Origin of the sequence: Arthrobacter sp. zg-Y820 (assembly GCF_030142155.1) — a bacterium.
GTDB lineage: Bacteria > Actinomycetota > Actinomycetes > Actinomycetales > Micrococcaceae > Arthrobacter_B.
On the sequence record NZ_CP126247.1, the window covers coordinates 199,355 to 225,184 of the forward strand.

General features: G+C 63.5%; 13 protein-coding genes, 1 tRNA gene, 3 rRNA genes and 1 other RNA gene. 7 read left to right on the top strand and 11 right to left on the bottom strand.

Features of this window, described 5'->3' with window-relative positions; all coding sequences use genetic code 11:
• Positions 1–79 precede the first annotated feature (79 nt).
• The 3 genes from QNO08_RS01030 to QNO08_RS01040 form a co-directional block, all read right to left on the bottom strand.
• A complete protein-coding gene (locus tag QNO08_RS01030; RefSeq protein ID WP_229966658.1) occupies positions 80–3,127 on the bottom strand; it encodes a DNA polymerase III subunit gamma and tau in 3,048 nt (1,015 codons plus the stop codon).
• Between the two features lie 78 nt (positions 3,128–3,205).
• Positions 3,206–3,301: signal recognition particle sRNA small type (ffs, locus tag QNO08_RS01035), an RNA gene on the bottom strand.
• Between the two features lie 7 nt (positions 3,302–3,308).
• Entirely contained in the window at positions 3,309–3,995 is a 687-nt protein-coding gene (locus tag QNO08_RS01040) for a GNAT family N-acetyltransferase (protein ID WP_229966659.1), read from the bottom strand.
• 740 nt (positions 3,996–4,735) lie between these two features.
• Here QNO08_RS01040 and QNO08_RS01045 point away from each other — a divergent pair.
• The 5 genes from QNO08_RS01045 (at position 4,736) to QNO08_RS01065 (ending at position 11,500) form a co-directional block, all read left to right on the top strand.
• Positions 4,736–6,263, top strand: a 16S ribosomal RNA gene (locus QNO08_RS01045).
• 539 nt (positions 6,264–6,802) lie between these two features.
• Positions 6,803–9,968: ribosomal RNA gene (locus QNO08_RS01050) — 23S ribosomal RNA — on the top strand.
• 279 nt (positions 9,969–10,247) lie between these two features.
• A 5S ribosomal RNA gene (gene rrf / locus QNO08_RS01055) occupies positions 10,248–10,364 on the top strand.
• Together the 16S, 23S and 5S rRNA genes form the textbook arrangement of a ribosomal RNA operon.
• Before the next feature lie 452 nt (positions 10,365–10,816).
• A complete protein-coding gene (locus QNO08_RS01060) occupies positions 10,817–11,041 on the top strand; it encodes a TMEM175 family protein (protein ID WP_229967749.1) in 225 nt (74 codons plus the stop codon).
• 374 nt (positions 11,042–11,415) lie between these two features.
• Positions 11,416–11,500 (top strand) — tRNA-Ser (locus QNO08_RS01065).
• A gap of 483 nt (positions 11,501–11,983) precedes the next feature.
• Here QNO08_RS01065 and QNO08_RS01070 read toward each other — a convergent pair.
• The gene (locus QNO08_RS01070) at positions 11,984–13,048 is read right to left on the bottom strand and encodes a phosphatase PAP2 family protein (protein ID WP_229967751.1); all 1,065 of its coding nucleotides are present in this window, start codon (positions 13,046–13,048) and stop codon (positions 11,984–11,986) included.
• 185 nt (positions 13,049–13,233) lie between these two features.
• The gene (locus tag QNO08_RS01075; RefSeq protein WP_229967754.1) at positions 13,234–13,920 is read right to left on the bottom strand and encodes a DsbA family protein; all 687 of its coding nucleotides are present in this window, start codon (positions 13,918–13,920) and stop codon (positions 13,234–13,236) included.
• A 201-nt stretch (positions 13,921–14,121) separates the two neighbouring features.
• Here QNO08_RS01075 and QNO08_RS01080 point away from each other — a divergent pair, with 201 nt between their 5' ends.
• The gene (locus QNO08_RS01080; protein ID WP_229967756.1) at positions 14,122–15,015 is read left to right on the top strand and encodes a LysR family transcriptional regulator; all 894 of its coding nucleotides are present in this window, start codon (positions 14,122–14,124) and stop codon (positions 15,013–15,015) included.
• Positions 15,016–15,017: 2 nt separating this feature from the next.
• Here QNO08_RS01080 and QNO08_RS01085 read toward each other — a convergent pair whose 3' ends face one another.
• From QNO08_RS01085 to QNO08_RS01110, 6 genes are all read right to left on the bottom strand, one after another.
• Positions 15,018–15,611, bottom strand: coding sequence for a GNAT family N-acetyltransferase (locus QNO08_RS01085; RefSeq protein WP_284155630.1), 594 nt, complete (start codon positions 15,609–15,611; stop codon positions 15,018–15,020).
• Between the two features lie 33 nt (positions 15,612–15,644).
• Positions 15,645–16,400, bottom strand: coding sequence for a VOC family protein (locus QNO08_RS01090; protein ID WP_229967759.1), 756 nt, complete (start codon positions 16,398–16,400; stop codon positions 15,645–15,647).
• 299 nt (positions 16,401–16,699) lie between these two features.
• A complete protein-coding gene (locus QNO08_RS01095) occupies positions 16,700–17,605 on the bottom strand; it encodes an oxygenase MpaB family protein (RefSeq protein ID WP_229967761.1) in 906 nt (301 codons plus the stop codon).
• Between the two features lie 58 nt (positions 17,606–17,663).
• Entirely contained in the window at positions 17,664–21,014 is a 3,351-nt protein-coding gene (locus QNO08_RS01100; protein ID WP_229967763.1) for an ATP-binding protein, read from the bottom strand.
• Entirely contained in the window at positions 21,011–21,769 is a 759-nt protein-coding gene (locus QNO08_RS01105) for a DUF4194 domain-containing protein (RefSeq protein WP_229967765.1), read from the bottom strand. Before QNO08_RS01105 ends, QNO08_RS01100 begins: the two co-directional genes overlap by 4 nt.
• Entirely contained in the window at positions 21,762–23,264 is a 1,503-nt protein-coding gene (locus tag QNO08_RS01110) for a DUF3375 family protein (RefSeq protein ID WP_229967767.1), read from the bottom strand. Before QNO08_RS01110 ends, QNO08_RS01105 begins: the two co-directional genes overlap by 8 nt.
• A 620-nt stretch (positions 23,265–23,884) precedes the next feature.
• Here QNO08_RS01110 and QNO08_RS01115 point away from each other — a divergent pair.
• Complete coding sequence (locus tag QNO08_RS01115) at positions 23,885–25,825, top strand: ATP-dependent nuclease (RefSeq protein WP_229967769.1); 1,941 nt, start codon at positions 23,885–23,887, stop codon at positions 25,823–25,825.
• Positions 25,826–25,830 lie beyond the last annotated feature (5 nt).

Sequence of the window (25,830 nt, forward strand, 5' to 3'; positions counted from 1 at the left end):
ATAGATGTGCGCTGTGGCTGTGCTGGTGATCTGCGGCCGGCGGGTGGTTCCGCCGGCCGCAGATCCGGAACGAGTGGGGTTAGCGGCCGTCGAGGCTGCGTTCCTCGATCAGCCGGCCGCCCAAAATGCGCTCAATGGCTTTCCTGCCCACCAGCCCTGAATCTTCCAGCCTGATGTCATCTGCGCTGGGGACGTCTTCCACCAAGTTTACGTTGCCGCGCCCGGCGGAGCCGTTTGCCGGGACGCCGCGCTGGGCAGCTTCATTCAGCAGCTTCTGGTAGCGGCTCAGCGGTCGGCCGGTTCCGTTCGGGGCGGGGGCCGACGGCGCCGGCTGGGACGGCTGCTGGGGCCGCGACTGTGGCTGAGCTGCAGCTGGAGCAGCGGAGGCCTGCGGCGGGCCCCCCTGAGCCGCTGCCGGCCTGTCGGCTTCGGTTGGCGCCGAGGAAACGCCCGGAAGGCCTGGCCCTGCCGCGGCTTTCGGCCCTGAGGGCGCAGCGGCAGCAGTGCCTGGTGCCACCGCGTCACCGCGGGCCGAAGTTCCCTGTGCTTCGCGCGCGCCCTGGCGTGCCGGTGAAGACCCGGTTCCCGCCCAGTTCGTGGCAGCCCACTCGGTGTCCGATAAATGCCCTGCGGAGTACACGTCTGCGGGCGGCTCGGCCTGTTCCCAGGCATTGCTTTCCGGACCGCCGGCATAGGGATCCTCCGGGGGTTCCTGCTGCCAGTCCTCGGGAAGGGGGCCGCCCGGGGCGGCCTTGCGGGCACGGCCGGGCTGCGGCGCGGACTGCCGTCCGTTGCGGGGCGCCTGGCTGGCGGAATCCGGCATGTTGCTTTGGCCGCGGCGCCGGTTGAGGGCGGCGGCAGCTGCCGGGCCGGAGGCAACGGGTGCGGCACCCTGCACGTCGCGGGCCGGGGATGCAGCCGGTGCAGGGGAAGCCGATGCGGCCGGAGCCGCCTGAGCAGTGGGTGTGGGTGCGGGTGCGGATGCCGAAGGAGACGGCTGTGCCGCGGGGGCAGGAGCAGCCGGAGCCGGCCTGGATGCAGCCGCGACCGGAGCGACGGCAGCGGTCTTCTGCGCGGAATTCGCTTGTGCGGACTGCGGCTGCGCGGAGTGCTGCTCTGCGGACTGCGGTTGGACGGACTGTTGCTGGGGCGGAGCCTGGACCTGTGCGGAAGCCGGCGCCGGGGTTAGCCGGCTACCTGCTTTTGGGCCCGACTCACCCGCTGCCGCTGAGCTGTCGTGCACCACGTTGACTTGGCAGTCCACGCCGAGCACCTGGCTGACCGCTTTTCGAAGGTTTTCCAGATGATCCGGGCGGTTGAAGTTGGTGGCAGCGCCCTGGTTGCTGAAGGCCAGTTCCAGGATTCGTCCGTCGAAGGACTTGGGGCTGGCATTCTTGCTGACGTTGAGCCACGTTGCGCGCCGGATTCCGGTGAGCGCATCCATGATTTCCGGCCATGCGCGGCGGATCATTTCGATCTGCCCGCCGCTTGGAGCGGCACCCGGAGCGGCACCCGAACCTGCGGGGACCGGACCGTTGGCCGCGGGCTGGTTAGCCTGTGCGGACGGCTGCGCGGCGGACGCTGGCTGGGAAACCTGCGGGCGTTCCGGTCCGGATGCGGCCGGACGGCGGCTCTGTTCCGGAGCCGACGCCGGGGTTGAGGCCGGAGCCGACGCCGGGGCTGCCGCTGCGGGGCGTGCAGAAGCCTGCGGTTCCGGGGCGGTGGCCCAGGTTCCGCCCCAGTCCAGGGGAGAGCTGTCCTGCGCCGTGCCCGCAGGCGCACCGGCGGGAACCGCGGGGACAGGCTCTGCAGCGGCCGGAGCGGGCGAGGAAGCAGCCGGAGCTGACGGTGCGTCCGCCACCACAGCGGGAGTCTCCGGCGTCATCGTCGGGCGTCCGGCGGGGATTGACTCGACGGGCGAGGATGCGGCGGCGGCGCGGCCGACCGCCTCGGTGCTGTCGCCGGCGTAGCTCAGGCGCCGTTCGAGGCGGTCCACCCGTGCGGCGGTGCCGCGTTCGGTCTGGTCGGAGGCCGGCAGCAGGATGCGTGCGCACAGCAGTTCCAGATGCAGCCTCGGGGAGGTGGCTCCGGTCATCTCCGTCAGCGCCGTATTGGTGATGTCAGCGGCCCGGGACAGTTCGGCGCCGCCCAGCTGTGCGGCCTGGGTGCTCATCCGGTTGATCTGGTCTTCGGGCATGCCGCGCAGCACCGCGGCGGCGCTGTCCGGCATGGCGTGCACGATGATCAGGTCGCGGAACCGTTCCAGCAGGTCCTCAACGAAACGCCGGGGATCCTGGCCGGTCTGAATCACGCGGTCCACCGCCCGGAAAACGGTGGCGGAATCGCCGGCAGCAAAGGCGTCGACGACGTCGTCGAGCAGTGAGATGGGCGTGTAGCCCAGGAGGTTGACGGCCAGCTCGTAGTCGAGGCCGTCGGGTCCGGCACCGGCCATCAGCTGATCCAGGACCGACAGCGAGTCGCGGACCGAGCCGCCGCCGGCGCGGATCACCAGGGACAGCACGCCGGGAGCCACCGGAACGTTTTCCTGCTGGCAGAGCCGGTCCAGATAGGCCAGGAGCGGTTCGGGCGGAACCAGCCGGAACGGATAGTGGTGGGTGCGGGACCGGATGGTGCCGATCACCTTGTCCGGTTCCGTGGTGGCGAAGATGAACTTGATGTGTTCCGGCGGTTCTTCGACGATCTTCAGCAGCGCATTGAAGCCTGCCGGGGTGACCATGTGGGCCTCGTCGATGATGAAGATTTTGTACCGGTCGCGGACCGGCGCGAAGGTGGCGCGTTCCCGCAGATCGCGGGCATCGTCCACGCCGCCGTGGCTGGCGGCGTCGATCTCGAGGACATCGAGGCTGCCGGAGCCGTCGCGGGCCAGTTCGACGCAGCTGTCGCACTTGCCGCAGGGGACCGGCGTCGGTCCCTCGGCGCAGTTGAGGCAGCGGGCCAGAATGCGGGCGGACGTGGTTTTGCCGCAGCCGCGCGGGCCGGAGAAGAGATAGGCGTGGTTAACGCGGTTTTTCGAGAGGGCCGCCATCAGCGGCTCCGTGACGTGCTCCTGCCCGATCACATCCGCGAAGCTCTCGGGACGGTAGCGGCGGTAAAGGGCTGTACTCACAGATAGAACCCTATCGGTTGGCACTGACGGTTTGCATCCCGGCGCCAGGGGCGGGGAAAACCAGTTGGTCCTGAAAAAATTAAAGACCCCTCATGCACCTGCCAGAGCCCGCTTACCCTTGCTACCTTCCGGTCCTGGGGGAGTTCACAGGATGACACCACATGAGGGGCCGCGAACCAGTCTACCCGATTTTTGGACCGGTTTTGCGGGCACCGGTTTCAGGCGGTTCGGCGCCCTCATTTCCCGTCCTTATGTAGCGGTACATGTCCCGCCACTTGGCGCCCACTTTCTGCCAGGACGGCAGCAGCGCGTCCCTTCGATAGCCGGCCTTTTCGGCGGTCCGCCAGGAGCCCTCGTTCCACGGCTCTATATACAGGTCGATCCGCGGCATCTGCTGGACCGTCATTGCCCAGTCGGTCAGCAGCGCCAGGGCGGCGCCGGCGTATCCCCGATTCCGGTGGTCGGGGCCGATCCAGTAGCCGATCGTGTCGGGGTTCCCGGTCCGGCGCGACGACTGGCCCGGCCACAGCCCGATCTGGCCCACGCCGACGCCGGTGGCGGCATCGGCGACGGCGAAGGACCACCCGGCGCCGCTGGCAAGCCGGTGATGCTGCCGTTCGATGAAGGCCAGCGCCTCATCGCACCCGACGGTGGAGGGAACCGAAGTGATCAGGGGAATCAGCGGATCCTGCGAGGCCGACTGCACCAGTACGACGTCGGCGGCCGTGAAGGCCCGGAGTGTCACCCGGGGGCGGGTCGCCGCGATGATGGCTCCGCCGGCTGTCGCCTCGACGCCGGAAAGCAGAGGGCTGCTGAGGACGGGCAGCTCAAGGGGGCCGGATGTTCGTCGTCTGCGCGCCGCGGTCATGACCAGCCTTCCCGTCTCTCGATGCTCTCCCTCTACTTCGATGCTTCCCCTCCATAGTGCCAACGTCCGGCGCCAACAACCTCCCTGCATCTCCCTACATAAGGGCGCGTCACTGCCGTGGGGTGGGTAACCCTGCCGTGAGTAACCCTTATAGGGACACCCTGCACGGTAAGCAGGGCCAGGCAGCGTGCCCAGCAGGTAGGAACAGGCACTCTGCCCCGGGGTGCCGAAAGGTCCACGGATCGGCTTGCCGGGAGGCTCCCGGGGCGATTTGCGGCCGGGTCCAAACCTGTGTAGAGTCTTCTAAGTCGCCGCGGCCGGGAGTTGGAAAACTTCACGAGCATGGCGGCCACACCACACCAAAAACATCCTGGTGATCCATCCTGCGCTGAGAAGCCCGGGAGCGGAAAGCCGGGGATTTGGCGTGGGTTTCTCCGGACAAAATGAAGCAGTCTTCGGAATATCCCGAATTGCTAAAACAGTCCGGATGAAATAGAATAAAGAAACACTGCAGCGAAGAGAAAAGAAAGACATTCAATTGTTTTTCCGAGTATTTCGGATGCATCTGTTGTTTGAGAACTCAATAGTGTGCCAAGTTTATTGATACCAATTATTTTAATTGGTTGAACTGGTTCTTCCGCCCACCCCGTGGGTTGGGAGGACTTTTTTAGCTGGTTTCGAATTTAGTGCAGGACCGTGCAGCCAATTTTCCTTGGCTCCGGTGCTGTGTCTGTAACACATTTACGGAGAGTTTGATCCTGGCTCAGGATGAACGCTGGCGGCGTGCTTAACACATGCAAGTCGAACGATGACTTTTGTGCTTGCACAAAATGATTAGTGGCGAACGGGTGAGTAACACGTGAGTAACCTGCCCTTAACTTCGGGATAAGCCTGGGAAACCGGGTCTAATACCGGATACGACGGTCCACCGCATGGTGGTCCGTGGAAAGCTTGATGCGGTTTTGGATGGACTCGCGGCCTATCAGCTAGTTGGTTGGGGTAATGGCCCACCAAGGCGACGACGGGTAGCCGGCCTGAGAGGGTGACCGGCCACACTGGGACTGAGACACGGCCCAGACTCCTACGGGAGGCAGCAGTGGGGAATATTGCACAATGGGCGAAAGCCTGATGCAGCGACGCCGCGTGAGGGACGAAGGCCTTCGGGTTGTAAACCTCTTTCAGCAGGGAAGAAGCGAAAGTGACGGTACCTGCAGAAGAAGCGCCGGCTAACTACGTGCCAGCAGCCGCGGTAATACGTAGGGCGCAAGCGTTATCCGGAATTATTGGGCGTAAAGAGCTCGTAGGCGGTTTGTCGCGTCTGCTGTGAAAGCCCGGGGCTCAACCCCGGGTCTGCAGTGGGTACGGGCAGACTAGAGTGCAGTAGGGGAGACTGGAATTCCTGGTGTAGCGGTGAAATGCGCAGATATCAGGAGGAACACCGATGGCGAAGGCAGGTCTCTGGGCTGTAACTGACGCTGAGGAGCGAAAGCATGGGGAGCGAACAGGATTAGATACCCTGGTAGTCCATGCCGTAAACGTTGGGCACTAGGTGTGGGGGACATTCCACGTTTTCCGCGCCGTAGCTAACGCATTAAGTGCCCCGCCTGGGGAGTACGGCCGCAAGGCTAAAACTCAAAGGAATTGACGGGGGCCCGCACAAGCGGCGGAGCATGCGGATTAATTCGATGCAACGCGAAGAACCTTACCAAGGCTTGACATGAACCGGAAAAGCGTAGAAATACGCTCCCCACTTGTGGTCGGTTTACAGGTGGTGCATGGTTGTCGTCAGCTCGTGTCGTGAGATGTTGGGTTAAGTCCCGCAACGAGCGCAACCCTCGTTCTATGTTGCCAGCGCGTTATGGCGGGGACTCATAGGAGACTGCCGGGGTCAACTCGGAGGAAGGTGGGGACGACGTCAAATCATCATGCCCCTTATGTCTTGGGCTTCACGCATGCTACAATGGCCGGTACAAAGGGTTGCGATACTGTGAGGTGGAGCTAATCCCAAAAAGCCGGTCTCAGTTCGGATTGAGGTCTGCAACTCGACCTCATGAAGTTGGAGTCGCTAGTAATCGCAGATCAGCAACGCTGCGGTGAATACGTTCCCGGGCCTTGTACACACCGCCCGTCAAGTCACGAAAGTTGGTAACACCCGAAGCCGGTGGCCTAACCCCTTGTGGGAGGGAGCCGTCGAAGGTGGGACCGGCGATTGGGACTAAGTCGTAACAAGGTAGCCGTACCGGAAGGTGCGGCTGGATCACCTCCTTTCTAAGGAGCACCTCAGAGTTTTCCGTGTCCTTCCACAGTGTTGGAGGCGGGCTTTGCAGGAGATGCCCATCTCGGAGACATTCGTTCTCCGGTGGGTGCTCAAGGGTGGAATATCAATAAGCAGGTGCCCGGCGTTGAGCCTGGCAGTCTAGTACGCCGTGCGTGCCTTCCTTGCGGAGGCGCTGTCCCGGTTGGAAACCGCTGCCGGTCTTCAAGTACCGGGTTTTTCCGTTTGGCACACTGTTGGGTCCTGAGACAACAGGACCGAAGAATTTCAAGCCTTCTTGAAGGGTTGGAAGGGACACGGTTTCGTGTTGTTTCTGATTGTTCCTGCGCAGGTCCAAGACCGTCCACGGTGAATACGTGGTGGTGGCGGGGTGTGACGGGGTTGTTGTTTGAGAACTACATAGTGGACGCGAGCATCTTAAAATTATTAAGTGCAATTTCAGATAAACCTGGTGCTCCGGGTCATGCCCTTGCGGTGTGGTCCGGTGTTGTCATGGTTTTCTCGATAGCAGGAAATATTTATTGATCTTTGTGGTCAAGTTTTTAAGGGCACACGGTGGATGCCTTGGCATCAGGAGCCGAAGAAGGACGTAGGAATCTGCGATAAGCCTGGGGGAGTTGATAACCGAGCGTTGATCCCAGGATGTCCGAATGGGGAAACCCCGCCCGGCGCGCGAGTGACCGGGTGACCCGCATCTGAACACATAGGGTGCGTGGAGGGAACGTGGGGAAGTGAAACATCTCAGTACCCACAGGAAGAGAAAACAACAGTGATTCCGTTAGTAGTGGCGAGCGAACGCGGAAGAGGCTAAACCAGTGGTGTGTGATAGCCGGCGGGCGTTGCATCACTGGGGTTGCGGGACTTTCCGTACCGATTCTGCCGGATCGGTGAAGTGAGTGCAGATGCATAGGTGAACTGGTTTGAAAGCCAGGCCGTAGAGGGTGTTAGCCCCGTAACCGGAATGTATGCTGCCGCTTGGAGAGGATCCCAAGTAGCACGGGGCCCGAGAAATCCCGTGCGAATCTGCCAGGACCACCTGGTAAGCCTAAATACTCCCTGATGACCGATAGCGGACAAGTACCGTGAGGGAAAGGTGAAAAGTACCCCGGGAGGGGAGTGAAACAGTACCTGAAACCGTGTGCCTACAATCCGTTGGAGCAGGGCGATGCCACTTGTGGTGTCGTGCTTGTGACAGCGTGCCTTTTGAAGAATGAGCCTGCGAGTTAGTGTTACGTCGCGAGGTTAACCCGTGAGGGGAAGCCGTAGCGAAAGCGAGTCTGAACAGGGCGATGCAGTGGCGTGATCTAGACCCGAAGCGGAGTGATCTACCCATGGCCAGGTTGAAGCGCGTGTAAGAGCGCGTGGAGGACCGAACCCACTTCAGTTGAAAATGGAGGGGATGAGCTGTGGGTAGGGGTGAAAGGCCAATCAAACTCCGTGATAGCTGGTTCTCCCCGAAATGCATTTAGGTGCAGCGTTGCGTGTTTCTTACCGGAGGTAGAGCTACTGGATGGCTAATGGGCCCTACAAGGTTACTGACGTCAGCCAAACTCCGAATGCCGGTAAGTGAGAGCGCAGCAGTGAGACTGTGGGGGATAAGCTTCATAGTCGAGAGGGAAACAGCCCAGACCACCAACTAAGGCCCCTAAGCGTGTGCTAAGTGGGAAAGGATGTGGAGTTGCGAAGACAACCAGGAGGTTGGCTTAGAAGCAGCCATCCTTGAAAGAGTGCGTAATAGCTCACTGGTCAAGTGATTCCGCGCCGACAATGTAGCGGGGCTCAAGTACACCGCCGAAGTTGTGGCATTCAAATATTAGCCAAGCGGATGGTTTATCCATTTTCGTTCAAGCGTTTGGATGGGTAGGGGAGCGTCGTGTGGGCAGTGAAGTCGCGGTGTAAACCAGCGGTGGAGCCTACACGAGTGAGAATGCAGGCATGAGTAGCGAAAGACGGGTGAGAAACCCGTCCGCCGAATGATCAAGGGTTCCAGGGTCAAGCTAATCTGCCCTGGGTAAGTCGGGACCTAAGGCGAGGCCGACAGGCGTAGTCGATGGACAACGGGTTGATATTCCCGTACCGGCGAAAAACCGCCAATACCAAGCGGGGGACACTAACCGCCCAATACCTGACCGGCCGCCCTTGTGGCGACCCGGTTTTTGGTGGAGCGCGGGACCTGATCCTGGGAGGTAAGCGTATTAACAGGTGTGACGCAGGAAGGTAGCCGGGCCGGGCGATGGTTGTCCTGGTCTAAGGATGTAGGGTCAGCGATAGGTAAATCCGTTGCTGTGTCTTTGATGACGATACCTGAGATCTGATGGGACCCACTTTGGTGGGAATCCGGTGATCCTATGCTGCCTAGAAAAGCATCGGCGCGAGGTTTTAGCCGCCCGTACCCCAAACCGACACAGGTGATCAGGTAGAGAATACTAAGGCGATCGAGAGAATTATGGTTAAGGAACTCGGCAAAATGCCCCCGTAACTTCGGGAGAAGGGGGGCCCCAACCTTGATGGACACTTGCTGTCCGGAGGGGATCGGGGCCGCAGAGACCAGGGGGAAGCGACTGTTTACTAAAAACACAGGTCCGTGCGAAGTCGCAAGACGATGTATACGGACTGACTCCTGCCCGGTGCTGGAAGGTTAAGAGGACCGGTTAGCCCTTACGGGCGAAGCTGGGAATTTAAGCCCCAGTAAACGGCGGTGGTAACTATAACCATCCTAAGGTAGCGAAATTCCTTGTCGGGTAAGTTCCGACCTGCACGAATGGAGTAACGACTTCCCCGCTGTCTCAACCATAAACTCGGCGAAATTGCAGTACGAGTAAAGATGCTCGTTACGCGCAGCAGGACGGAAAGACCCCGAGACCTTTACTATAGTTTGGTATTGATATTCGGTGTGGCTTGTGTAGGATAGGTGGGAGACTGTGAGACCCGGACGCCAGTTCGGGTGGAGTCATCGTTGAAATACCACTCTGGTCATACTGGATATCTAACTTCGGCCCGTAATCCGGGTCAGGGACAGTGCCTGATGGGTAGTTTAACTGGGGCGGTTGCCTCCTAAAGAGTAACGGAGGCGCCCAAAGGTTCCCTCAGCCTGGTTGGCAATCAGGTGGCGAGTGTAAGTGCACAAGGGAGCTTGACTGTGAGAGAGACATCTCAAGCAGGGACGAAAGTCGGGACTAGTGATCCGGCGGTACATTGTGGAATGGCCGTCGCTCAACGGATAAAAGGTACCTCGGGGATAACAGGCTGATCTTGCCCAAGAGTCCATATCGACGGCATGGTTTGGCACCTCGATGTCGGCTCGTCGCATCCTGGGGCTGGAGTAGGTCCCAAGGGTTGGGCTGTTCGCCCATTAAAGCGGTACGCGAGCTGGGTTTAGAACGTCGTGAGACAGTTCGGTCCCTATCCGCTGCGCGCGCAGGAAATTTGAGAAGGGCTGTCCTTAGTACGAGAGGACCGGGACGGACGAACCTCTGGTGTGTCAGTTGTACTGCCAAGTGCACCGCTGATTAGCTACGTTCGGATGGGATAACCGCTGAAAGCATCTAAGCGGGAAGCCCGCTTCGAGATGAGATTTCCATACACCTTGTGTGTGAGAGGCCCCCAGCCAGACCACTGGGTTGATAGGCCGGATGTGGAAGCGGGGACTAAAGACCCGTGAAGCTGACCGGTACTAATAGGCCGATAACTTACACCACACCACAATCTGGGAGAACACGACTTCAAACGGTTCTCCAAAGTATAAAGGGTTGTGTTGATCATGCTGCTTGCGTCCACTATGTGGTTCCCGGATAACAAACCCGTGAGGTTTGTCACCCCTGGAACCGGCACCACCGCACCCTTCATTCGGGGTGGGTGCCGTATAATTACAGTTATAACTTCGCTATTGCAACACATTGTTTTTGATGGTGTGTTGTGTTGTGACCATTGATTTCCCCTCACCCAGGTTTGTTTATGGGTGGTGCGGGTGGAAGGGTTACGGCGGTCATAGCGTGGGGGAAACGCCCGGTCCCATTCCGAACCCGGAAGCTAAGACCCACAGCGCCGATGGTACTGCATCCGGGAGGATGTGGGAGAGTAGGTCACCGCCGGACAATATTTACGGTTGAAAGACACCGGTTGTTCAGAGAGTAAGGCCCCGCCATTGGCGGGGCCTTACTTGTTTAACACCTACTTGTTTAACCTGTGTGTTCCAGGCCCGCCGGCACCTCCCGGGCCCTGGCTCGTTTGCGCCGAGATGGCAGAAACTGCACGTCCCGGCCCCGGGAACAGCACTTACAGCCATCTCGCGAGAGATTGAGCACGTTCGCGCACCGAACTGGCAGTAAGTGCCCGTCTGGAGGCCGGGAAGAGCACTTACTGCCATCTCGCGGGGAGGGGAGGCCGTTGAACTGGTGACGCCCGGCGTGCAGTCCACCACGCTGGACTGTGTGTCCCGCATGAGCATGAACCAGGCCTTCGCTCAACGGGTTAACTCCGGGCCGGACGTTGAGCGCACCGCATTCTTCAGTGATGCGGTCTTTGCCATTGCCATGACCTGCCGGCGGTGGACATCAAGGTTCCGCAGGTGCCGGGCGATGACCTGCGCCCCGCCGTCGTCGAGCAGCTTCCGGAATCCGCAGCCTACCTGCTGTCCTTTGTGGTGACGGCTGCCTACTGGCTCAGCCATCACCGCCTGTTCCGGCTGCTGTCCGGCTTTACCGTGGGCCTCCAGCGGCTGAACCTGACACTGCTCCTGTTTGTCGCTCTGACGGCTATGCCGCGGACATGATTGCCTTCTACGGTGACCGGGTGCTCGGTGTCGTCACCTACGCCGCGATATTGGGCTCATCGGGGTAGCCAATACGTCAATGTGGATCTGTGCCGGCTACCGGGGTTCCAGGACGACGTCCAACCCCAACTTCTGGCGTATGCCCGGACCCGCGTGGCGGTGACCCTGCAGTGTTCCTGCTATCCATTCCGATAGCCTTTCTGAGCCCGGCTGCCGCCACCTGCTTCCGGCCGCCATCGTCGTGGTTAATCTGGTGTTTTGGCTGCCGGGCAGGAGGGCTGCGGCGCCTGGCGAAACGAACCCCCAATCTCCCGATTCGTTGGATTAGCCCTGCATCGGGTAGTCTTATATCTGCTTCTTACGGAGCAATGCCTGGAGGATTCGCCTAGCGGCCTATGGCGCACGCCTGGAACGCGTGTTGGGTTAACGCCCTCGGGGGTTCAAATCCCCCATCCTCCGCAATAGGGAAACACCCCGGTCTTCGGACCGGGGTGTTTCTCTTTGTCTGCGGCAACTGGCGGGCGGGGGCTGCTCTTGGCCGGTACGGATCTGCGCCGGCTGCGGAACCGCACGCCCGACTTGCAGCAGTAATCGACACCGGACTCAGAAGCGTCCGGGTGGAACAGCATGGCCAGGTACGAGGCGCCGGCCACATCGCCGCAGCAGGTCTGCAAGGAAGTCCGGGGTGTTCAAGGCGGGTTCGTCCCAGAAGGCCGCATAGTCTTCTTCACTGATCACTGCGGGCACGGGTCCGACTGCGGACAGGCAAGTACGAGACGTCACGACGACGAAGCCCTCGGTCCGCGAGCCGGCGGCGGCCCGGCGGGTGGCGGTGTAGACGGCCACCCTGTAGCCGGCGACCAGGGCGATGACCGCAAAGATGCTCAGGAGGGTTACCAGAGCCGGCTTGAGCAGATGCTCCGGCGCTTCCCGGGAGGCAGCCTACCGCACGGTCGAGACAAGCTCCGGCTCGACGTCGGGCACTGCAACCTTCTCCGCACGCCCGACTCCCACAGCCTTGGCGGCCAGCCACACCGACACGGCGCCGAGGGCCAGCCCGGCGACCACGTCCAAAACGTAATGCCAGCCGAAGTAGACCGTGGCCAGCGTGGTCAGGACAACGTAGACCCACATGATCCAGCGGGCCGCCCTGGGCAGGTGGGTCAGGTGCGCCACCAGTGCCGCCGTAAAGACGATCGAGGTGTGCAGGGAAGCGAAGGCCGCGATGCCGTGGACGGAGTCCGTGGCGAACGGATCGGCCAGCACCTCGACCCGGTTCTCGTACAGGGTGTCCTGCAGGCCCGAGACGGCGGTTTCTGGCAGGTCGCTGAACGGCGCGGCGTCGTGGTAGATCGGCCCCAGGGACGGCAGGGCGTAGTAGCTGAAGGTACCCAGAATCCAGTTAAAGGACAGGGCGGTGGCGTACCAGGCGCCGCGCTGCAGGTTATCGGACCACACCAGCGCTGCGGCGAGGGAGACGGGAACGAAGACCATAAAAAGCATGTAGACGCCGGAGAGCAGCTCCGCGCTGAAGCCGGTGCCCAGCAGGCTCTGCAGGACATCAGCGGGGTAGCTGCCGCCGGCCAGCCATTTGTCCGAGTCCTCCAGCAAGGCGTCCGTCAGGTGCTGCTGCAGGAAAGGCAGGAAGCTTTTGAGGTTCCGGTAGGACATGTAGGCGAGGTAGAACGTGATCAGTCCCGCCACTGCCACGGCCAGCCGGGGGCCGGACCACCGCGTCCGCAGCACATCGGACGCGGCGGCTCTCATCCCTCCCAGCTCCCGTCGCCGGGCCAGGACGCGGGGTACGACGTCGGCGGCGATCATCAGCAGCACCATCAGCGGCAGCCGCACATAGCTGGGACCCAGGAAGCCTTCGGGGTCCCGCACGGGCAGGTCCGCCACGAAGGCAACAATGAGCATGAGGACGGTAAACGCCACGGAAATGAGGAGCGGAACCCCAAAGAGGCGGCGCCAGGCGGGACGGGCGAGCCCGGCTTCGATAGTCATTCACCCTTTTTATCCCAAGATCTCCGCAGCGCCCGCACCGAAGACACCAATGGTCAGTATGCTTTCCATCACACCTTGCTGCGGCGGACTTCGCCGGCTTTTCAGCCGGGCCAGCGGGCGGCGCCGGAGGATTTGCAGAGCGGCCCACATCCTGCAGCATGGACCTGCGAAAAGGTACTGGGAGCCTAGTTGTTCAGGGCCTTGTCCAGCTGTTCCTGGATGGCGCTGTAGTCCACGGAATCCAGCGCGAGGACCTGGTTGTCGAGCACCAGTGACGGAGTACCCGGCAGCTGGAGGTCCTGGGAATCCTGCAGGTCCCTGGCCACCCGGTCCTTGATCGCGTCGGAGTTGTAGTCGGCGCGGAACTTCTCCGTGTCCAGGCCCAGGTCCCCGGCGTAGGAGACGAAGAGGTCCTCCACATCCGTCTGGTTCTTCCACTCCTCCTGATGCTCGAAGACGGCCGCGGCCATCTCTTCCAGCGCATCCTGTTCAGCCGCTGCCTCCACCGCCCGGGCCGAGGTCTCGGCATTCTGGTGCTTGGGGAGCGGGTAGTTGCGGACGAGGATGCGGACCTGGTCCCCGTAATCGTTCTTGGCCTGCTGGATCAGGGGATCCATCATGGCGCAGTACGGGCACTGGTAGTCGGTGAACAGAACCAGTGTCGCCTGCGGATCCGCGGGATCGGTGATGGCCCTGGCGTCCGCTGGAGCCACCTGATCCACGCGGTCGGCCGGGAGAGCGGTTGCTGCCGGTGCGCTGGCTGTTGTTTCCGGTGAGGCGGTCCCTTCCGTGGGTTCCGGACCCGCACAGGAGACCACGCTGCCGGTGGCCAGCAGCCCGGACATAACCAGGGCGAGGATGCTCTTGCGCATAGTTCCTTCCGGTGAAGAGTCAGGGTTCGCGGTTCGGCGCGCTCTGCAGGCCTTCAACGGCGATGTCCGCCCGTGAGGCGATGGTTGCCACGGGTCGATGTCCGCCCGTGAGGCCCAGGCTGCGCCCACTATTTTCGATGCTCCCACCGGATCCGACCGTCCGGTAGCCTGCAATCCGGCATGGGTTTATATGCTTTTGATATGGCTCATGCGTGGCCGAACCTTCAGGTGCTGGAACTGTTCGTTGCCGTGGTGGACGAGGGCAGCGTGGCTTCCGGGGCGCGGAAACTGGGCATGGCCCAGTCCAATGCGAGCCGGTCTATTGCGGAATTGGAAGCGGATCTGAAGACTCCCCTGCTTGAACGCAGCCCGCGCGGTTCGGCACCCACTGCAATGGGACTCCTGCTGGCGGACTCGGCCCGAGAACTGTTGGAGGCTGCGCGGCGCTTCAACAGTGTGGTGCGTACCGGCCGAAGCGGCGAGACGATGGAACTGAGTGTGGGTGCCAGCCTCACCATCGCGGACATGCTGTTGCCGGCCTGGCTTGCCGAACTGAAGCGTCGGCTGCCGCATGCCCGTATTGACGTGCGGGTGGAGAACTCGGCGGCTGTCATCGAGGAGGTGCAGCGGGGCACCCTCCAGCTGGGGTTTGTGGAGACTCCGAATCTGCCGGTTCGAGTGAATGCCCTGGTGGTCCGTGAGGACGAACTGGTGGTGGTTGTTGATCCGAACCACGAATGGGCCAACCGGACCCGGATCAGTTTGCAGGAACTGGCGGAAATCCCACTGGTGGTTCGGGAACCCGGGTCTGGTACCCGCGAGGCGCTGCAGGAAGTGCTTGCCGGGTACGACGTCGTCGAGCCGGCCCAGGTGCTCAGCAGCAATACTGCGGTGCGGGTTGCTGTCGCTGCCGGAGCCGGTCCTGCTGTGTTGAGTGAGCTGGTGGTGCGCGACCAGCTTGCCAGCGGTGAGCTGCTTCGGGTCCCCTTCGAAGGAGATGGAATCAGCCGACCCCTGACTGCCATTTGGTCCGGTCCGCGTCGGTTGACCGGAGTCGCGGCCGAGCTTGTGGCGGTGGCTGCCGGACGGGCGTAGGTTCAATCCGGGGTCAGCCGCAGGGCCGGTTGAACGGTCTTACGCATCACTGTCTTGCTCTTGCCGATGTGGCGCTCGAACGTGAATCCCGCCTTCTCGAACATGGCCCGTGTGCCGTTATGAAGGAACGAGGATGATGTTCTCTTGCCGGGGGTGAGTTCGTTGGGGAATGAGATCACCTCACCTCCGCCTGCCTGTGCGATCAGCTCGAGCGCGCCGTCCAGTGCCTCCCGTGCCACACCGGAACGTCGATGGTCGCGGTCGACGAAGAAGCAGGTGATGCGCCACGGCGCTGGCTGGGTCTCGCCGGCGTCGTACTGCTTGCGGTGGTAGATCCCCGGCAGCTCGAGCGGACTGCCGTACTGGCACCATGCGATCGCGTCGTCGCCGTCGAAGACGAGTGCCGCGTGTGCTGCGCCTTCCGCCACGAGTCGCTGCTTGAAGGTCGGCCGGTCGTACTCGCTTTTGATGGTTCCCTCCGTGTCGCCGTGGAAATACGAGCAGTAGCACCCGCCCCAGACCCCGTTGTGTTTCTGCGCGAGTGCAAGCCATGCCGGAAACGTTCCCGGAGTGAGCGGTTTGATTACGTGCGGCATGGCCATGTCCGTCCTGTTACGAGTTCGAGAAGGTCAAGATTCAGCCTCCGCCGCAGGCATCTCGGCGACGCACAGGACCGCAGTGTTGCCGTCCTGGTCGGCAATCACCGTGAGCGACGGCGAACCGGTGTCATCCACGACGGTTCCCCCTGCGGCGACGGCGGCGTTAATTCGTTGCCCGGCCACCTCTGGCGCCACGTAGACCTCGACGTGGAACCGCTGACTGTCGTGCTCGTTGGCGTCGCCGAACCACAGGTTTGGTACCCGCCCCGTGGCGTCCCGGATCTCGTCGCTGGGCGACCCGTAGCCCTGCGCGTCTGGGTTACCTGTCAGCAGGGCTGCCCACACCGGGGCGATCGTCGCGGAGTTTGCGGTGTCGAGGCCGAGTTCGAGGACGCTGACCGATGCCGGTTCGGCGTCGATCTGGTGGTCGGCGGCGATCCCGGTGATCAGCCTGGCCAGATCGATATCCTGCCGGGTGACCCATTCGACGATGTGTTCGGTGCCTTCGCCGTCGCGGTAGACAGCGTCAGAGCTGACCAATTTGAGGTCGACGTACCCCTTGCCGATCGACACGCTCGGGTAGTGTCCAAGCGCATCGCCTGCCTCACCTACCGCGGTCACGAACCGTGCACCTGTGCCGAAGTCATCGACCAGATACCGGGCGTGCAGTCCTTGGGCCAACTTGCGCCAATCGGTCAGCCCGGCCTCGGCGATCGCCTCACCCGACAGCATGTCTCTGTTCCGTGATCTGATGCGTGATTCAGCTGCAGCGTTTGAGCTCGTCATTTCTGAGTGCCTCCTGTGCGTGTGCGAACAGTAAATCCGACGTCGAATGCATCTACAAGGAAAATCAGCCTTCGGTGTATTGGCGAAGGTCGCGGTTGACCTCTTATTGCGAAGGTGCGAGCACGACGACGGAGGTCGCTGAGGTGTTTGGCGGCGCAGGCTCTGCTGCGGACCGAGCTGATCACGTGGGGCGGCACGGACGGGGGCCTGCTTAGAACACCGATGGCCGGCCCACGGACGACCGGAACTCCGACGGCCGGCAGGCCCACCGCCGGGCAGTTCTGACCGCGCGGCAGACCCTACTGTGCGGCGGAAAGACGCCTGATCCGTTCGCGGGCGGACCGTTCGCTTGGTCCCTGCGGGCCCAGTCCCAGCCGGATCACCCCCAGCACCAGTTTCACCGGCAGTCGCACCGGCACCGGGAAGGGGCCCAGCCGCGGCTCCTTCAAGCCCAGCATTTCCCGGTGCCGGGGTTCCAGCGACGCGACGGCGCCGGCGAACAGGACCCGGTAGCCGGCCAGCTGGGACCGCGGCAGCGGCGGCCGGCGCAGGAAGCCCACCGCCTCCCGGACATAGTCGCTGTGCCGCAGTTCGCCGTCGTACGCCGCCAGCTGTGCCCGCAGCTCGGCCTCGGACCGCGGCGGATTGCCGATGCGCATCAGTTCCCCGGCCACCGCCCATTCGGAGACGTAAGCGTCCGGGCCGCCGGGAATCGGGCCGCCGAAGCGCTGATGCGAGCTGAGGAACGCATCGGTGAAGGCCAGGTGCACCCAGCGCGCAATCTCCGGATCATTCGCCGAGTAGAGCCGTTCGACGCCGGCGGCGTCCTCGTAGGTGCCGTGGACCCGTTCGTGCAGCCGCAGCACCCAGTCGGAACCGGACTTCGCCGCCGCCGTGTCCCCGTAGGTGACGGTGAAGATCCAGCGGATGGTGCCGGCCAGCCGGCCCAGCGGATCCTCCTTGTAGTCGGAGAAGTCGTGGACCCCGGCCATGGCGCCCGGATGCAGGGCCTGCAGCAGCAGGGCGCGGATGCCGGCGATGATCGGCGTCATCGACCCGTGCACCGCCCAGACGGCGGACTCCGGACCATAGAACCCGGTGTCTTCACCCTTGGCCAGATCCAGTTCCCACTGCGGAATTTCGGCGGCGTTGTTGCTGAACGTCCCGATCAGCTGCCGGCGCCAGGTCTCCAGGATTCTTAACACTCCACCAGTGTCCTGTGCCGGGCGCCGGCGCGCCACCGCTTTCGCAGCGGAGCAATTCCTACCGCAGCAGGATGTTCACCGGCTGCGAGCCGGACCCGCGCCGCGTGTCCCGTTCCAGCACGCCGGAGCGGTTGGCGGCGTCGTCGCGCAGGATTTCGGTGACCGAGCCCAGGAAGCGGGAGAGGTCCACCTTGTCCTCGGGGGCGGCGAGCAGCAGCTGGAAGCCGAACTCGTGCAGCGCATTGATGGACGCCTCGGCAAAGGACAGGCTGGACTTCACGAACGCCTCGTCCATCATCACCGTGCCGTAGGTACTGAAGCCCTGCGAGACGATGCCCAGCTGGTAGGCCAGGGCGGAGGCCATGATGAACGCGGTGAAGCGCTGGCCCTCGCCGCCGGACATCAGCGACGCCTGCAGGTTGGTGAACGCCTGCCCGTTGGCCAGGCGGTGCGTGCAGGTGATGGTCACGTGGGAGCGCACATCCAGGACCTCGGCCCGCCAGCGGCGTTCCTCCGGATCCTTCAGCCGGTCCACCAGTGCCTCCAGCGCTGAGTACCGGGCGTCCATGTCCGCCTTGTTCTGCCGCAGGCCCATCATCGGCAGCGCGTTCTTCAGTTCGGTGCGGAACTTGTGGGCGGCGTCGGGCACCGTGGTCTTGACCTCGATCTCGAGGTGGCTGTCCACGTGGTATTCCACTCGCTGCAGTACCGAGTTCAGCGGCAGCAGGCGCGAGGAGATGCTGCGCCGTTCCTCGTCGAGCAGGGCCAGCAGGTCGCTGAACCGCTCGTAGGTGCGGTTGTTGAAGTATTCCCGGAACTCGGTTTCGTGCTGCGGCAGGCCTTCGGAGACGATGCTCTCGAACCGCTCCGCGTAGGCTCCGGCGGCGTCCGCCGAGGTGCCGAAGTCCGAGCCCCACTTGTCGGTGAACGTCTCGAAGGTCCGCTCGAGCCGGTTGCGGGTTTCCAGCAGCGTCTTTTCCAGCCGGGCGCCCTCGGTGAGCAGGGCGCGTTCCACCTCGGCGGCGGCCTCCTGCAGGCGGACGACGTCGGTGATCTCGCCGAAGGGGGCGAACAATTCCTCCAGGGCGCTCTGCAGTCCGGCGTCCAGGGCGGCCAGGGCCTTGGCCGCCAGGGTGTCGCGGCGGCCGGTGGCTGCCGCGAGCTGTTCCCTGGTGCGGGCCAGATCGCCCTTGAGCACGCCGATCTTCTCGATCGCCGCTGTGGAGTCCAGCTCCGCGGTGTCCAGGTCGAAGCGGATCTGGTCCAGGTCCGTGTTGGCGTCCCGGGCGGCGTCGAGGGCGTCGGTGGCGGCGGCAAGGGCGTCGCGCTGCGCGGAGGCGGACAGCTCCTCCCAGGAGCGGGTGTCGGCGGCCACGCGGCGGACGGCGGTGAGCCGGCTGACCAGTTCCGCCTGCTGCTGGGCCTGGGCCTGCGACCGGGTGTCGGCCTCCGCGAACCGGTCCCGCAGGGCCAGGAGGTCGTTGCCCAGCGCCGCGACGGTGTCCTTGTTGTCAAAGCCCAGGACGTTGTCCGAGGCCTTGGCATGCCGGTCATCTTTCTCCGTGGTGGAGGAGTTGCGCTTGACCGCGCCGCCGAGGCTCACGCCGCGGGACAGCCCGGCGAGCTCATCCGGATCCTCCACGCAGACAAAGTCGTAGTGGGCGGTGATCTTGCGCGCCACCCAGCGGCCCATTTCGGAATCCTGGGTGATCAGCTTGGTGATCAGGTCCCGCGGTCCCGGTTCGGCCGGTCCGTCCACCGGAACGCTGACGTCGATGCAGCGCAGGAACCCGTTCAGGTTGGTCTCGGAGAGGTAGCGGGTGACCGCGCGCATGTGCTCGCCGGGCACCAGCAGGGCGGTGGCCAGGGAGCGCAGCGTGCGCTCCGCGGCCGGGCGCCATTGCTGCTGGTCCGGTTCCAGGTCGATCAGTTCCGCGGCGAACGGCAGGTCCGCCTCATCCAGGCCGGTGGCGGCGCAGATCCGGGCGCGCTGGTCCAGGGACTCCTGCCGGATGTTCGAGGTCCGGCGCCGGAAGCTTCCGATGTCATTTTCCAGCTTGGCGATCTGACCCTTGAGCTGCCAGGCCTGCCCGTGCGCATCGCTGCTGCGCTCACGGGCCGCCTCCACCTCCAGGGTCAGGGACTTCACCAGCTCGGCGGCGCGGCTGCGGGCGGTGACCAGCCCGGCGGGGGAGAAGTCCACCTCGATGCCGGCGGCGGCCAGTTCGCCGCGGGCGGCTTCCTCCAGCGCGACGCGGGCGTTCAGCTGCACGACGGCGGCGGCCAGCTCGCGTTCGAGCGTTGCGATTGTGCCGCCGCCCTCCTCGCTGTAGCGGGCGGCGAGGGCGTCGACCTTTTTCTTCAGGTCGTTGCGGCGGATTTCCGCGGCGGCCAGCTCCCGGGCTCCGGCTTCCTCCTGCGCGGTGAGCCGGGCGACGTCGCGCTCGTGGCTGGCCAGGGTCAGGCGCTGCCGGTAGGCGGGCAGCCCCTCCTTGGTGAGGGCGCGGTTGTGCCGCAGCTCGGTGTCGGTGGTGGTGTGGAGCCGGTGCAGCTCCGGCACGTCGGCGAGGTGGTCGCGCTGCTGGCGGGCGCGTTCGAGCTGCCGGCGGATGCTGCGCAGGTGGCTGAAGTCCTCCACCGCCTCGTCGGCGGCGGCCAGCGTCTTGGGAGTGTCCAGCACATTGGTGCGGAAGAAGTCGTTGACGGTTCCGCCCAGGCCCTTGCCGGTCTGCAGGATGCGCAGCAGGCCGAAGGCCTTCTCGTCCTCCACACCCAGCGCGGTGCGGAAGCGCTCGGCGAACATCTTGTGCGAATCGAAGATGCCGGCGCCGGGCAGCAGCGTTTCGAGGCTGCCCTTGGTGAACCGGCCGCGCATTTCGGTTTCCAGCGTGCTGATGTCCAGCGGCCGGTTGTGCACGGCGTAAAAGCGGCCCACGTGGTGTTCGGTGCCGTTGGCGGGCAGGTCCATCAGCACGGAGAGCGAGGTGATCTGTCCCAGTCCGTTGTCGAAGGTCAGGCAGATCGCGGACCAGGTGGCGCCGGGCCGCTGGTAGGTGGTGCCGTCGCCGGCCGCGCCGCCGTCGTCGGGCCCTGTTCCGTTCCCGGACCCCTGGGTGCCCAGGCGGCCGCGCATGTAGGAGAACGCGGTGCGCTTTTCCTCGGCCAGGCCGCCGCCGTTGTTCTGCGCCGCCTCGTTCATTTTCGGCCGGGCGTCCATGACCTGGAGCATGGCGTCGAAGATGGTGGACTTGCCCACGCCGGAGTCGCCGGTGAGCAGGGTGCCGGCGCGGTCCACGTAGATGGTGTGCGCGCCGTCGAAGGTTCCCCAGTTCACGATCTGCACGGAGGAGAGCCGGTTCTGGCCGGGGTTGATCAGGTCGCCCATGGGAAGGGTGGTTTCAATGCTCACGCGATGTCCTCGCCGTTGTTGGCTGTGGCCGGTTCCGGCAGTTCGGGGTCGGGAAGTTCGCCGGAGGCGTCCGTCAGGGCCTGCATGAAGGTGACGATGTCGCCGATGTGTTCATAGGGCAGGGCCAGCGGCAGGGCACCGGAAATGACCCAGACGTTCTCGATCTCGGTGGGCAGCAGCAGCCGCCGTTCCTGCACCAGCTTGCGGATGGCGGCGTCAGCCACGTCCTCCACGGACTTGGCGTCGCGCTGGCCGGGGTCGACGTAGCCCTCGATGATTTCCAGGATGTCGCTGCGGGCAATCACCGCGTCGTTGCCGGTGCCGGCGTGCCGGTCCAGCAGCAGGCGCATGCGCAGCAGCAGCAGGGTTTCCTCGCGGGTCATTTCGCGCTGGCGCTGCAGCACTGCGGTGTGCGGTTCGGGCATGTCCACCGGGCGCAGCAGGGCGACCTTGCGGTCCTCGTCGATGACCAGGGTCAGGAACAGCTCGCTGAGCCGGGTCCGCAGCTCGGTTTGGTTGTCCACCACGGTGTTGTAGACGTTGTCGGAGCTGGTTGCGTCCAGGTACGGGCCGCGCAGCAGCCGGATCAGGGCCTGGCGCAGTTTCAGCGGCAGGGTTCCGGTGTCGCCGGGGAACAGTTCGGGGCCGTCCACGAGGACGTTCCGGGCTGCGGGCGCCGCGTTGTAATCGCCGTCGGGAGAGGTGTTCTCTGCGGCATCGGTGGCGCTCGTGAATTCGAGGCTGGTTTCACTCATGGGTGGGGGCTTTCGCGACGGCGACGGCGGGCAGCAGCGCGGTGCGCTCGCTGCCGTCGATCTGGGTGAAGGTGATGGATTCGGGCGATGCGGCCAGTCCGGCGGCGGTGCGCTCCGCAGTGGATTCCGGGCCGAAGTCAGCGGAGCCGGCCGCCAGCGCCGCCGAGAGCAGGGCGCGGATGCTGTTCAGGTGCCGGTCCTCGGGTGCCAGTTCGGCAAAGATTTCGCCGACCGTTGCGGTGGGGCGGGAGCCCGCGGCGCGGGTGACGGCGTCGCGCAGTGCCCGGCGGTTGGCCCGGGGCGTGCGGATGGAGCGGTGGATGTCGGCTTCGCTGAACGACGGCGGTGCCGGCAGCTTGGGCGGCGGGGCGTGGTCGGCGGGGTTGAACAGGTGGACCATGCCCAGGGATTCGAAGGCCGCGCCGTGCAGCAGCGGTGCCGGGACGACGGCGGTGCGCCGCTTGCTGCGCGGTGCCTTGTGGATGGCGGTCTCCGCGGTGCGGATCAGCTGGCGCAGCTGGACCGATTCGCGGTACTCGTCGCTCTGCACGTAGGTGTGCATGGACTCGGAAAGCCGGCCGTAGATGCGGTGGATTTCGGTGGCCTGGCCGCGCATGTCGCTGATCAGCCGGTGCAGGCCCTGCCGGTCTTCGGGGCTCAGGTCCTCGGCGAAGTCCCGCTCCAGCACCTCCGCGATGGCGGCCCGGAAGCGGTCCTGCTGTTCGGCGTCGTTCAGGAAGGCGGTGAAGCCCTCGTAGGTGCGGCCTTCGCTGGTGTTGCGCAGCTTGCGGTCGGCCTCAAGAATTTCGCCCATGGTCAGGCCCTTGGCGGCGTTGGATTCCACCATTTCCTGGCGCAGGGAGTGCAGCATCTTTTCCAGGCCGTCGCGCATCCGCTTGAAGTCCGCCGGCAGTGCCGCGGCCAGGTCCAGGATGTCCTGGGCCGCCTCGACGGCGGTGTCTCCGTCGACCGGGGCGGGGGCGTCGCCGGCCTCCAGGGCGCGGATCATCTCCTCGCGGCGGGCAACTTCCTCTTTAAGGACGGCGATGCGGGCTGCCGGGTCCGGATTGGTTTCATGGGCCAGGTTCTCCACCCGGTCCAGCAGCGTCGCCAGGCGGGAGGAGTTCAGGCTGGTCTTGTCCGAGGTGAACCCGTCCAGATAGGAGAGGTAGCGGACCGAGGATTCGGTGAGTTCGTAGACGAACCGGCCCTCGACGCGGGGGCGGGCCAGGAAGCGGCGGGCCACCCAGTCGTCGGCGTAGTTCTTGCCGGTCCAGTCCTCGCGCAGGCTCACGCCGGAGATGCGCAGCTGGCGCAGGAAGCCGTCGGCCATCTTGTGGAATTCCTCGAGCGGAATCCGCGGCCGCGTGCGGGTGAACGCTTCCCGGAACAGGGCCAGCACCCAGGGGTTTGCGGTGGTGAGTTTCCAGCCCGGTGTGGCCTGGAGCCGCTGCAGTTCCGCCCAGTGGGCCACCGCGTTTTCGATAAAAGACATGCTGCGCTTTCCGGACCGGGAACAGGACAAACGGGCCTTGTCGATTTTAGCTGTCGACAGGCCCGAACCCGGCATTGGGAGCCTGCTGTCGCGCGGGCGCGCGGACGGCATGGCGCGGCAGAGTTGACAGGTGTGGGGCGATGTTCCGGGACGCAATGGCTGTTTCACGGATGTCGTCTGCGGGCCGCCTCTAAGCCCAGCCTTATCGAGGGCGGGGAGGGCCCATACGAGCTAGTAGGGCACTCGACAAATTATCATTAGCGCTGTTGTTGGCGTTTGCCGAAGCTGGGAAACGCGAAGTCAACATTGACGGATTACTCCATGCCTAAGCTGACTTCCATCGCGGTGATCTCGATGATCATTATATTTCTGTAGCGTGGACCTAAAGCGACTCTCGATCCCAACCATTGAGTACCATGATAAGTGGGAAGGGACGTGAGGCGTTCCTAAATGTTTGTGGCGCAGATATCATTTAGGTGCCCGGTGACTTTTCAACTAGTCCCACCGGTGTGCGAAGGAGAGCCCGCCCGTATGGTCAAGCCACTACTTGAACAACTGCCCATCGTCCCAAGGCCGCGTGCCAGGGAAGTTGTTCCGACAAATAGGCGAAACGAGTAAACATGCAGATCACCACGCTTCGTCTCTCCAATTTTCAATCGTTCGGCCTCGAACCTACTGAGATTAGCCTAGCGGAAGTCACATTTGTCCTCGGACCAAACGGCGCAGGCAAGACGGCCGCGCTTACTGCGTTATCGCGTCTATTCAGTCCTATTCCCAGCCAGCGCAAGATCCAGCTTAGCGACTTCCACGTCCCGAAAGACCGCAATGCCATGGACATTCACCTCGAGGAGCCAGAGCTGTGGATTGAAGTCGACATCGAGATTCGCGAAGCTAGTGAGGACGGCCAACACGCCTCGGTCCCAGCGAACTTCGCTCACATGCGAATCGACACTGAAGATGGAGTCCCGCGCGTCCGAGTCCGTCTGACGGGAATCCTTGCACCCGACGGCGTCATTGATGAAAAGATTCAGTACGTGCTCGCCGCGGACAAAGACGGAAAGCCGACCTCAACCGCGGACCTGAACCGCTTTGATCGCGGCAGCGTCGAGGTGCACTACCTGCCGGCACGGCGCGATCCTGCCGATCACATCTCGTACACCGCTGCTTCACTCATCGGTAGATTACTACGGGCGGCAGATTGGACTTCGGAAAAGGAGTCGCTCAAGGATCTGTCAAAGCAGATCACGGACGCACTTAGCTCCAACAAAGCGGTCGCCAGCATCGGCTTGCAGCTCACCTCTGAATGGGGAGGGCTGCACACTGGTGACTTCTTCAAAGATCCATCAATCGTCTTCGGACACGGCGATCTTGAAGGAGTCCTCCGGCAACTGACCGTCTCCTTCTCACCGTCACCAGAGGGTATGGATCTTCCATTCGATCGGCTGTCTGATGGGCAGAAGTCCCTGCTTTACATATCGCTGGTCTTGGCGTGGCAGTCCATCACGCGAAAGGTGCTGAATGGCGAAGAGCATTCTCTTGACGCGCACCGCCTCCGACCACCTGTCCATACCGTCATCGCGTTGGAGGAGCCGGAGAATAGCTTGGCACCGCAATACCTCGGACGAATCATGCGTCAGCTCAAGGTGGCGTCGGATCAGGGCAATGTTCAGTCGATCGTTGCCACGCATTCGCCCGCATTGCTTCGCCGAGTTGATCCGGAGGCCATTTGTTTTCTGCGGCTCGATGATGAGCGGCGGTCCCAGGTGCGTCGAATCGAGATGCCAGCAGACGGTACGGAGGCAGGCAAGTACGTGCGTGAAGCGGTGCTGGGATACCCGGAGCTGTACTTCTCACGTCTCGTGGTCCTGGGCGAGGGGGACAGCGAACTCGTTGTACTCCCGCGTGTGCTCGCTGCAAGGGGGATCACCGAGGATGATGCGTCTGTCTTAGTGGTGCCGCTCGGTGGTCGTCACGTGAATCACTTCTGGCGGCTTCTTAACGCACTGGACATACCGCATATCACGCTGCTTGACCTCGACTCCGGACGCTTCGGCGGTGGCTGGGGTCGCGTCAGTAACGCGTTGATGCAGTACAACAAGCTGAAGCCAGGCGCATTCTCGAAAGAGCAGCTGACTGCCATCCCGAAGTGGAATGACGACGTGGACTTCCCCTCCCTCGTCCACCCTAAGTGGAAGCCAGGCGAAGGGCCGATACCCGGTCTGGAGCGAAAAGACGTGTACTTTTCACATCCCGTGGATCTCGACCTGATGATGCTTGAGGCGTACCCGGAGGCCTACGGGGCCGAGACGGATGAACAACCGGACGACGCCACGATCGTGGCGGTACTCGGCAAAAAGCACGTGCACGAAGATCATCTAGGTGACGACCTTCTCGCGTTGTTCGGTGATTACCACGCCAAGTTTGATCTCACGAGCAAGCCAGCGAGCCACTTGCGTGCCCTGTCCAATCTGACCGACCAAGAGCTTCTCGAACGTCTGCCAGCGGTGCTTGAACGGCTGGCAGAGAAAGTGGAGACTCGCCTTGCGGAGCTACCAGAGTGATTCGT